11 protein-coding genes are annotated in these 9,827 nt (G+C 43.2%); 2 read left to right on the forward strand and 9 right to left on the reverse strand.

What is annotated here, in order from left to right; translation table 11 throughout:
* Positions 1 to 124: 124 nt before the first annotated feature.
* Genes RG47T_RS10350 through RG47T_RS10360 form a run of 3 tightly spaced genes read right to left on the reverse strand, consistent with a single transcriptional unit; the run spans position 125 to position 2,100 of the window.
* Positions 125 to 355: a hypothetical protein gene (locus RG47T_RS10350; RefSeq protein ID WP_074489362.1), complete on the reverse strand. Its 231-nt coding sequence runs from the start codon at positions 353 to 355 to the stop codon at positions 125 to 127.
* A 10-nt stretch (positions 356 to 365) separates the two neighbouring features.
* Positions 366 to 578 (reverse strand): hypothetical protein, encoded by a 213-nt coding sequence (locus RG47T_RS10355; RefSeq protein ID WP_074489364.1) that lies wholly within the window; start codon positions 576 to 578, stop codon positions 366 to 368.
* Between the two features lie 40 nt (positions 579 to 618).
* Complete coding sequence (locus RG47T_RS10360; protein WP_074489366.1) at positions 619 to 2,100, reverse strand: catalase; 1,482 nt, start codon at positions 2,098 to 2,100, stop codon at positions 619 to 621.
* A 469-nt stretch (positions 2,101 to 2,569) separates the two neighbouring features.
* Here RG47T_RS10360 and RG47T_RS10365 point away from each other — a divergent pair, with 469 nt between their 5' ends.
* Positions 2,570 to 3,640 (forward strand): alpha/beta hydrolase, encoded by a 1,071-nt coding sequence (locus RG47T_RS10365; RefSeq protein ID WP_245770807.1) that lies wholly within the window; start codon positions 2,570 to 2,572, stop codon positions 3,638 to 3,640.
* 29 nt (positions 3,641 to 3,669) lie between these two features.
* Positions 3,670 to 3,951, forward strand: a complete 282-nt coding sequence (locus tag RG47T_RS10370; protein ID WP_139235676.1) for a hypothetical protein — start codon at positions 3,670 to 3,672, stop codon at positions 3,949 to 3,951.
* Positions 3,952 to 4,002: 51 nt separating this feature from the next.
* On the opposite strand, the gene RG47T_RS10375 is transcribed toward RG47T_RS10370, so the two are convergent.
* The 6 genes from RG47T_RS10375 to RG47T_RS10400 form a co-directional block, all read right to left on the reverse strand.
* Positions 4,003 to 4,452, reverse strand: coding sequence for a peroxiredoxin (locus RG47T_RS10375; protein WP_074489369.1), 450 nt, complete (start codon positions 4,450 to 4,452; stop codon positions 4,003 to 4,005).
* 65 nt (positions 4,453 to 4,517) lie between these two features.
* Positions 4,518 to 5,330, reverse strand: coding sequence for an alpha/beta fold hydrolase (locus RG47T_RS10380; protein ID WP_074489371.1), 813 nt, complete (start codon positions 5,328 to 5,330; stop codon positions 4,518 to 4,520).
* 68 nt (positions 5,331 to 5,398) lie between these two features.
* The gene (locus RG47T_RS10385) at positions 5,399 to 6,349 is read right to left on the reverse strand and encodes an alpha/beta fold hydrolase (protein WP_083627367.1); all 951 of its coding nucleotides are present in this window, start codon (positions 6,347 to 6,349) and stop codon (positions 5,399 to 5,401) included.
* A gap of 128 nt (positions 6,350 to 6,477) precedes the next feature.
* Complete coding sequence (locus tag RG47T_RS10390; RefSeq protein ID WP_074489373.1) at positions 6,478 to 7,332, reverse strand: alpha/beta fold hydrolase; 855 nt, start codon at positions 7,330 to 7,332, stop codon at positions 6,478 to 6,480.
* A gap of 274 nt (positions 7,333 to 7,606) precedes the next feature.
* A complete protein-coding gene (locus RG47T_RS10395; RefSeq protein WP_074489374.1) occupies positions 7,607 to 8,989 on the reverse strand; it encodes an aldehyde dehydrogenase family protein in 1,383 nt (460 codons plus the stop codon).
* Between the two features lie 51 nt (positions 8,990 to 9,040).
* A complete protein-coding gene (locus RG47T_RS10400; protein WP_074489375.1) occupies positions 9,041 to 9,781 on the reverse strand; it encodes an SDR family oxidoreductase in 741 nt (246 codons plus the stop codon).
* Between the last annotated feature and the right edge of the window lie 46 nt (positions 9,782 to 9,827).

Below are 9,827 nucleotides of genomic sequence, written 5' to 3' on the forward strand. Positions count from 1 at the left end.
TTACACGGCCATTGGCCGGCAGCTATCTCCCAACCGGTCAATCATAACAATGACCGTTGAAAGCAAATCCCTGCCCATTATTAATTACCTGTTTATCAAGTATTTAAACTTTTATAAAATTAAATCATTCACGATATATCAGCATTTCAGAAAATATTGACGATATAACATTTTCGTTGTCGGCCTTTTCGCCCGCGTTTTCCTTCAGCTTTCTCGTACGATACAGATGGAAAAATGGTCGCCATTTCGGAATGACCGGTTTACCGGCTGGAACGATTGCAACATAAAGTACCCCTGCACCGCAAAACACCATAATGCCGTGCGTGATATAATAAATGACTGTGATCGAATCCATACCGGTTTATTTAATTGTAAATGATATTGATAACCTGCAACAGCTGATGAAATATATTAAGCGCCGCCAACTTCAGTCGACTCAAAAAAACATGATTTGCCTCCAATTCCTGGCGATCGCGGAAGTTCCCCAGGCGGATCTGCTTAATCATTTCCCTCATCAAGAGCCTTCCTCGTACTTTTGATCGCTTTGCGGCATTCCAACGGTAATTTTGCGCTTCCATGTTTAAGTTGTTTTAGGCAGAAACCATTATTTTATTCAGGTCAATGCGGCTGGGTAAACAAGGAAACATCTACTTCGAGGCCCCTTGCCACCTGCATTCCCAATCCGATATCGGCACGGAAGAAGTGGCAAAGCTGCCGGTTGATAATTTCCATTTTTTTAGGGCCTTCGATTCCCTTCATGGCTTTTACAACGTTGGCGACGAGGCTGAGCCGCAGCTCATCACTAAGTGTTTCCCTGAAGAAAATGCCGGGCTGCGTATAATGATCATTCTCGCCCGGCGCATTTCGGTCAAAAGTGTCCACCACATTGGAATTCAGCTGTAGCGCAGGCTCAGTGTAGGCGGGATCAGGCTGGATATTGTCGAAGCTATTTGGAAAGTAATTCGGTTCACTGCCACCGTTATCACCGGTTACCATGAGACCGTCACGCTGGTAATTGTTGACCATATAGGGACACCGGTTAACGGGTATATCTTCGTAATTAACGCCAAGCCTGTATCGCTGTGCATCAGGGTAGGAAAGGATCCGCGCCTGTAATACCCGGTCGGGCGAATAACCGATACCGTCTACTACATGCGCAGGGGCAAATGCAGATTGTTCAACCGCAGCATGGTAATTCTTCGGATTTTCGTTTAGTTCTACTACGCCGACATCTATTAAAGGAAATTCTTTATGGCTCCAGGTTTTGGTCAGGTCAAATGGATTGAAGGCATAAGTTTCGGCTTGCGCTTCGGTCATCACCTGAATTTTCATATCCCATTTTGGAAACTCTCCTCGATCAATTGCAGTTAACAGGTCACGCTGCGCAAAATCAAGGTCAACACTTTTCTCCAGGGCAGCTTCAGCATCGGTGAAGTTTTTGATGCCCTGCTGGGTTTTGAAATGGAATTTCACCCAGGTTCTTTCATTTTTAGCGTTGATCAGGCTGAAGGTGTGACTACCGAAACCGTGCATGTGACGATAGCCGTAGGGAGTGCCGCGGTCGCTCATCAAAAACATGACCTGGTGCAACGATTCCGGGTTCAGGCTAAAAAAGTCCCAGGCCATGGTCGGGCTTTTAAGATTGGTATATGGATCTCTTTTTTCAGAGTGTATAAAGTCGGGGAACTTTTTACCATCTTTAATAAAAAAGATCGGCGTGTTATTGCCTACCAGATCCCAGTTGCCATCTTCCGTATAAAACTTCATGGCAAAGCCGCGCGGATCACGCTCGGTTTCGGAGCTGCCCTTTTCACCCGCGACCAGGGAGAACCTGATAAAGAGCTTCGTGGTCTTGCCGATGGCATTAAATACCTTTGCCCTGGTATAGGCGCTGATATCATTTGTTATTGTTAATGATCCGTAAGCCCCGGATCCTTTGGCATGCACCACCCGTTCAGGAATACGCTCTCTTGTAAAGTGAGCCAGCTTTTCATGAAGGATGAAGTCCTGCAGCAATAAAGGCCCCCGCTGCCCGACACTCTGCGAGTCTTCATGATGGGCGTAAGGAATACCTGCCGCGGTCGTCAATTTTTTTTCCATTGTTTATTGAACTTAATGTTAGCGATTGTGGTTGCCCTAGCAATTCAATACAAATGCCAGTTTTTAACTACTTTATTTACAAGCATTTACAGTTTTTTTATGGATTTTATGATAGCTTTAATTCGCCACGAGACGATTCCACAGCGATATGAAGTGTCGAATTACAGTTTCTGGCGAACCGAATATTGCAAGTGCTATTTGAGCATACGCCTTTATTTATAGTGTAGTTATTCCACCCGTTAACCGTTAAACTTATCATCCGGAAAGTTGAACGCGGTACCTGTACAGTTATAAGCCCGCTAATCTTTAGTTTGAATCACCCGCTGGAAACAAAATGTAGATCAGTATCAAACACCGCCTGTCGCATTCCGAAAGCTGAATAGCGAAATAGAGCTATTAAAAAAGTGTTATTATTATATCTATTCAATTGAATAACAGTCACTTAATACAATGGCACATCTATTGAATAATGGGAAACATCTATTCACACATATTAAATGATAAGAAAATGACCCCATCACTTAAATCAGTAATTTTAACAATTATGGCAATTGCAGTATTACACAGCGCGTTTGCACAGACAGACTATGCAACGGATCCGCACCTGACACCGGAAGTCAGGGCATTTTTAAAATTGGTTAACGGCGGCGGCCCTCCGGTAGAAAGCCTTTCTAAAGAGGATGCCCGGAATGTGCTGGTTAATGCACAGAATTCTGTTAAGGTAGATCTTTCAGGAATTGAAGAATCTGAAAAAACGATCCAGGCTAACGGACATTCCATTAAACTGAACATCGTTAGGCCAGCCGGAGCAAAAGGCGTTTTACCTGTCTTTATTTTTATTCACGGCGGCGGATGGATCCTGGGTGACTATCCTACACATAAACGAATGGTTCGTGACCTTGTTGTTCTTTCAGGCTGTCAGGGTGTCTTCGTGAATTACACACCATCACCAGAAGCGCACTACCCGGTAGCCATAAACGAAATTTACGAAGCCACTAAATGGGTAGCAGAGCACGGTGCAGAGATCAATGCAGACGGCAAAAAGCTGGCGGTTGTCGGAAACAGCGTTGGCGGTAATATGACCGCGGTAACCTGTCTGATGGCAAAAGCAAAAAATGGCCCGAAGATCAGTTTGCAAATCATGATGTGGCCAATCGTAGATGCAGGATTTGATACGGAATCTTATAAATTATTCGGCGCTGATCGGTTCCTGACTACCCCACTGATCAAATGGATGTACGACCAATACACACCCGACCTGGCACAGCGTAAGGAGATTTACGCATCACCGCTTCAGGCGTCAGTTGATCAATTAAAGGGACTTCCACCGGCACTGATCCAGGTTGCCGAAAACGATGTTCTTCGCGACGAAGGTGAAGCTTACGGACGAAAATTGGAAGAAGCAGGTGTAAAAGCGACAACGGTAAGGTATAATGGAGTCATCCATGACTTTGGATTGCTGAACGGCCTTGCTGAAATACCCCAAACAAGAGCACTTTTTGTTCAGGCAGCTGCGGAATTAAGAAAATACCTCAAATAAAATCCTGGGTGTGAATAGGTAAAATCACCATGATGATGAAAAAGGCAGGGCAAAAAATATTGAATAAGGATTTTACAGCAACGATCATCGCGCTGCATGACCTTGGTTATTCAGAGGATTTTTTTGAAACCGAGGTACCGGGATTTATAACCACCCGCGATGACCAGCAATATCCGAGACAAGCGGTAGAGGTTTGTCCATTCAGGAAGGTTTACAATGAACTTTCGGGCGTATTTATGAATATTCATAAAGTCTGCACTTGTAACGGACTTAAAGGCATCCTGATCATTGATGCTTGCCCTGCTATCTAAAAAAAGCACCCCGACCGGTTCCTATTGGCTGGGGTGCTTTTTTAAAGTAAATTATTTTTGAAGAAACTCCAGCACTTTTTCCGGGTGAGCATCACCATTTAAAAATGCACGGTACGAAAATTCGATTTTACCATCTGTACCGATAACGAATGTTTCCCTGCCGGTTAGAAATAACCAGGGTTTGATTCCAAATGACTTCAGAATTTTATTTCCCGGATCGCTCAGCAACAAAAAAGGCAGATTATTCTTTTGTGCAAATTTACGGTGGCTCGCAACGGTACCGGAATTGATCCCAACTACAATTGCACCTGAATCTGTAAATGCTTCAAAGGAATCCCTGAATGCACAGGCCTCTTTGGTACAAACATCGCTTTGATCTTTTGGATAAAAGTAAACAACCAGTTTTTTATTGCCGAGGTAATCACGAATATTAAATACATTACCGTTCTGATCCTGTAAGGAAATTTCGGGAAGCTTATCCCCTGCTTTTAATGTTTTCATTGTAATGATTTATTAAAACGGCAGGCAGTTAAATCGAATTTGCGCTATCTGCCCACCATTTTTATTTATCGTGCGATATTGCTTAGCAGTATAGCAACGGAATCCGGTTTAGATATAAACGGAGAGTGGCCGGTGTTGATACTGTAAACTGATTTTAAACCGGCGGCGGCTATCATTCTGTTTTGAAGTTCCGGGCTGATCGCCTGATCTTTAAGTGTTTTGATATAATACTTGGGAACTGCGCCGAAATTTGCATCGGTTAATACTACCTTATTTGTAAATGGGATGGCCGGTTCGACACGGTAGTTCTGCAATACAAGTGCTTTCTGGTCAGCGGTACCATCCTGTATGAATATATCGGTAATCCTTTCCTGAACGACACCTAACGTTAACTGGTCAGCAGAGGGGACTAATGATTTACCCAACAAAGAAGCGGCGTCGGTACCTGCAAGATCAAGCAGCGATTGGCCATTAGCCGGAAGATATGCGCCGATATAGATCAGTTTTTCAATTTTCGAAGGCACCTTTTCCGCAACAGCGGAGATAACTACACCCGCAAGGCTATGACCTACCAGTATAACCTTACCGTCAACCTTATTGATAGCACTGATTACTTTTTCACGGTAAACATCTATGGTCAGATTTTGCGGTGCGGTTTGGTCAGCGCCGTGGCCGGGCAGCTCAACAAGGATCACCTTGTTACCCGATCTTTCCAGATCAGCTTTTACATTTAGCCAGGCATAAGGAGCCTGCCATGCGCCATGTACAAGTACATAGGTTTTTGCAGGCGCTATTTCGTTATTATTATCTTTTGAACAGGCGGAGATAAATACGGCTACACCTATCAGCAGCAGCATATTTAAAATTACTTTTTTCATGATTTTATTTATTGAGTGTTTAATTATTGAGTGTTTAATTATTGAGTGTTTAATTATTGAGTGTTTAATTATTTTACGGCGTCAAGGAACATCGTTGCCTGGGCGACAAATTCCTTAGTATACTGATATTGTACACCATGATTTGAATCCGGGAATATGATCAGCGACGCGTTCGGCAAATTCTGTTCAAGGATGAAGGAATTTACAGGCGGTATAATAACATCCTGATCACCTGACACGACAAGTACGGGTTGTTTGATCTCTTTCAAGTATGCATAGCTGTTCTCTTGTTTTTTACCCCAAGCAAATATGGCGCTCAACTGCGCGGGTACAACTTTGTCAGAAATTTGAGGGTCTTTTCCGATCCTGGCCCTGATACGGGTAAGATATGCTTTACCGGCTTTCTGGCTTGTTTCTGTAGGAACAAAGAAAGTATCCAATAACAGTTCATCAGGTTGTGCATAGGTCTTTTTGAAGAAGGCCCAAACCTGAGGAGTGTAGTCTTGCATACCTTCGCCGCCGCGCGGGCCGGTTCCGATCAGGATCAAACGCCTGATCAGTTCAGGATGGTCAAGGGTTAATTGCTGGGCAACCATGCCACCAATAGAAAATCCTAAAAGGTCGATTTTTTGTAAGCCGATTGCATGAATAAAAGCAGCAGCATCTTTAGCCATATCGGCAATATTATCCGGCGTTTTTCCTTCTGAACCGGCAACACCGGCATTGTCAAATATGATCACTTCACGGTCTTTAGCGAGCCTATCCAAAACTGCGGGATCCACGTTATCCATAGTACCGGTAAGGTAGCTGGTAAATAATAGTGGTAAACCAACCTTGTTACCGAAACGACGGTAAGCGAACTTAACACCGTTTACATTTACGTATTGCGTTTTTACATTGGTAGCATTAACTTCTGTTACCGGTTTAGTAGTTTTTGCGGCAGCATAAGCTGAACCCGCAGCGGTCAAAGCAATAGCAACTACGGCTAATGTCAGTGTTTCTAAGATATTAGATTTCATTTGTTTTATTATTTGATTTGTGGCCTTCTGATTACTCCTCCGACCGTTTATGATGATGTTATTTAGTAAAGTGCGGAACGCATTCCCACTAATCTCCCCACTGGTTCCGCACTTTTATAGAATGCTGATTATATTACTTCGTTAAGGAAACTGTTTGCTTGTTTAACAAAATCATCAGCGTATTGGAATAATGCGCCATGGTTCGAATCCGGGTAGAGGATCAGCTTGGCGTTATCTAAATTCTGTTGGAGAATGTAAGAATTCACGGTTGGGAACAACACGTCATTCTTGCCATTTACAACCAAAACAGGTTGTTTGATACTTTTCAGGTATTCAAAAGAACCTTCAGATTTAGTTCCCCATTCGGTGATGGCGGCAAGCTGTGCGGGGATCACTTTATCATTGATGCTGATATCACGGTCAACTGAACGCGACCTGATACGATCAAGGAATAAATGACCGGCAGCCTGGCTGGTTTCAGTCGGACTAAAGAAGGTATCTAAAAGTAATTCATCAGGCTGTGCGTATTCTTTAGAGAACATTGCCCAAACTTCCGGCGAGAAAGTCGCCAGATCTTCACCGCCCCTCGGGCCTGAACCAACAATGATCAAACGGTTAACTAATTCAGGGTTTTCCAAAGTGATCTGTTGTGCAACAAAGCTGCCCATTGAGAAACCTAAGATGTCAATTTTCTCCAGGCCTAAGGCTTTGATGAACTGAACTGCTGTTGCGGCAATACCTTTAATGGTAGGAGCAACTTCGCCGCCTGAGCTGGCAATACCAGCATTATCAAATATAATTACTTCGCGTTCTTCTGCTAAACCATCTGTAACGGCAGGATCCCAGTTATCAAGGGTTCCGGTAAAGTGTTGTAAGAATACTAAGGGAAGGCCACCAGTCTTTCCAAAACGACGATAGGCAAATATGGTACCTTTAGCATCAACAAACTGTGTTGGAACTGTTAAATGTGTGTAAGAGTTCATTTTTTTATCTGTTAAATTTTAATTTCTGTTGATCAATATTTCTGTTGTTATTGACGCATCAAAAGTAATGACCAATCGTTCATTTTTATATTTTATTTACAAACCTGACCAGTAAATGACAAAATGAACGAATGGTCATTTTTTAACAACATTATATGGAACAATCATAATTGAACAAACGGTCATCGGATTTTTATGCAGCAAAAAGCTGCGGCAGAACGTTGGAGTGCCGCCACAGCTATCAATCTATATTAAAAAAAGCTAACCTTTAAGCTTAATACTGGCTCCATTTTTCCTGGGAATCTTTAATTTTCTCCTCATTATATGGTGCGTAAATATGGTCGATCACCATATCATCTGGAATCTGCAGAATAGCTTTTTCATGGGTTAATGAATTATAACCGGCTTTACCAAAATAATTACCCATGCCGGATGAGCCGATTCCGCCAAAGGGAAACGTTTCCATAAACAGATGCAGGTTGGTGTGGTTAACCACCCCACCGCCAAATGACAGGGTGTTGATCAGGTAATCAATTGTCTGTTGATCCTTGCTGAAAATATAACCAGCCAAAGAACTTGGTCTTTTTTTGATCTCTGAAACCGCATCCTTCAAGTTTGAATATCTTAAAACAGCAAGTAAAGGGCCGAAGATCTCGTCTTCCATCACTTTATCAGTCCATTCAACGGGGTACATGATCGTTGGTGCGAAATAACGCTCTTCTGCATTGTAATCACCACCTGCAACAACTTTATTCTGATCCAGCAGTCCGGCTAAACGGGTAACTTCTTTAGGATTAACGATGCAGGAATAATCCGGGTTATTTTGCGGGTCGTCGCCGTACATCTCTTTAATGGCCAGTTTGGCCTCTTTGATAAATTCATCGGCAACCGATTCGTGAACATACGCGTAGTTCGGAGAGGTACACCATTGGCCGCCCCAGGCTGTTGCACCCCAAATGATTTTACGTGCAGCTTCAGGAATACTGGCAGTCTGATCAACGATGGCAGGATTTTGCCCGCCCAATTCCAAGACTACCGGGGTAAGGTTTTCTGCGGCAGCGCGCATAATAACTTTACCTGTGGCTACGCTGCCGGTGAAAAAGATAAAGTCAAAAGGTAATTTCAGCAAATCAGTGATCACTTCACGGTTACCTGTCATTACACTTACTGCCTCAGGCTCGAAATATTGTGGGATCAGATCCAAAAACAACTGGCTGGTATGAGGAACTGCTGTACTCACCTTCAACATAACCGGGTTGCCGGCAGAAAGAGCGGTTAAAGCTGGGTGAACCAACAATACGAGCGGGCCGTTGTATGGGCCTATGATAAGCACGACGCCATAAGGATCACGGTAAACCTGTCCTTTGCTACCGGCAGCGTTTAAGAAAGCCGGAATTTCCAAAGGTTCTGGTTTCATCCAGCCTTCTAATTGTTCACGCATGTATAAAATACCTCCAATGGCCGCGTCAATCTCAAAAACCTGCTCGAAACGGGCTGTTTTAAAATCCTTACCAAGTGCTGCGCAAAACTCTTCATAATTATCCCTCAGCAATTTTTCCATCCGGTCAAGCTGATCCATTCGCCATTTGTAGCTTTTTGTTAAATCTGATTTGAAATAAGCTTTTTGCTTATCAAATACTACCTGCATGTCTTCCATGATAATTTATATTATTATTAATTGTATAATAGTTACCTGAACCTGCATTAACTACCAGGCGACATCTTCACCAAGGTGGATGAAGCGGCCATTAGGGCCATCTTCGCCGATCAATGCTAAGTCAACACTCGTTTTGGCACCTTCTTCCACAGTCATCGGGGCTTCATCGAACCCACCAATGTTCGTTTTCACCCAACCCGGAGAGGCTGAATTCACCTTGATAGCGGTTCCTTTTAACTCATCGGCAAAATGGACTGTAAAAGCGTTCAATGCTGTTTTAGAGGCGTTGTAAGAAAGCTTTCTCCAGGTTGCTATCGGGCTGTCGGGCAATGAGTGCACGGTAAGTGATGCCAAAATGCTGGAAAGGTTGACAATGCGGCCGGCTTCACTCTTTTTGATCAGCGGTAAAAGGTCATTGGTCAGGTAGATTACGCTGAAAAAATTGACATTGAATAATTCCTCAAATTCTTCGGGCGGGGTGGCTACCGATTTACTTCCGGCAATCGTCTCTTTTGGTGCAATACCTGCGTTATTGATGAGGATATCCAGCTTGCCATATGTTTCTTCAATAAAGCTTACGGCTTTTTGTCTATCTGAAGCATTGGTAATATCCAGCTCGATTCCGGTTGCTGTAATGCCTTCCGCTGTTAATATTGCTGCCGCTTCTACAGCATCACTCAATTGGCGTGCGGCGATGATTACCGCTACATCTTTTTGACCTAATTGTCTGGCAGTTTCAAAGCCGATACCACGATTTGCGCCAGTAATCAGCGCTACTTTTTGATTTTTCATTTCGTTTTTATTTATTATTTATTTGTAAAAAAATTAAAATAGAAGT

The sequence above is a fragment of the Mucilaginibacter polytrichastri genome (assembly GCF_001911425.1).
GTDB lineage: Bacteria > Bacteroidota > Bacteroidia > Sphingobacteriales > Sphingobacteriaceae > Mucilaginibacter > Mucilaginibacter polytrichastri.

Bases quoted from the DNA above. Each gene is read 5' to 3' on its own strand.
- RG47T_RS10350 (WP_074489362.1), bottom strand. From the start codon at position 355: ATGGATTCGATCACAGTCATTTATTATATCACGCACGGCATTATGGTG.
- RG47T_RS10355 (WP_074489364.1), bottom strand. From the start codon at position 578: ATGGAAGCGCAAAATTACCGTTGGAATGCCGCAAAGCGATCAAAAGTA.
- RG47T_RS10360 (WP_074489366.1), bottom strand. From the start codon at position 2,100: ATGGAAAAAAAATTGACGACCGCGGCAGGTATTCCTTACGCCCATCAT.
- RG47T_RS10365 (WP_245770807.1), top strand. From the start codon at position 2,570: ATGGGAAACATCTATTCACACATATTAAATGATAAGAAAATGACCCCA.
- RG47T_RS10370 (WP_139235676.1), top strand. From the start codon at position 3,670: ATGATGATGAAAAAGGCAGGGCAAAAAATATTGAATAAGGATTTTACA.
- RG47T_RS10375 (WP_074489369.1), bottom strand. From the start codon at position 4,452: ATGAAAACATTAAAAGCAGGGGATAAGCTTCCCGAAATTTCCTTACAG.
- RG47T_RS10380 (WP_074489371.1), bottom strand. From the start codon at position 5,330: ATGAAAAAAGTAATTTTAAATATGCTGCTGCTGATAGGTGTAGCCGTA.
- RG47T_RS10385 (WP_083627367.1), bottom strand. From the start codon at position 6,349: ATGAAATCTAATATCTTAGAAACACTGACATTAGCCGTAGTTGCTATT.
- RG47T_RS10390 (WP_074489373.1), bottom strand. From the start codon at position 7,332: ATGAACTCTTACACACATTTAACAGTTCCAACACAGTTTGTTGATGCT.
- RG47T_RS10395 (WP_074489374.1), bottom strand. From the start codon at position 8,989: ATGGAAGACATGCAGGTAGTATTTGATAAGCAAAAAGCTTATTTCAAA.
- RG47T_RS10400 (WP_074489375.1), bottom strand. From the start codon at position 9,781: ATGAAAAATCAAAAAGTAGCGCTGATTACTGGCGCAAATCGTGGTATC.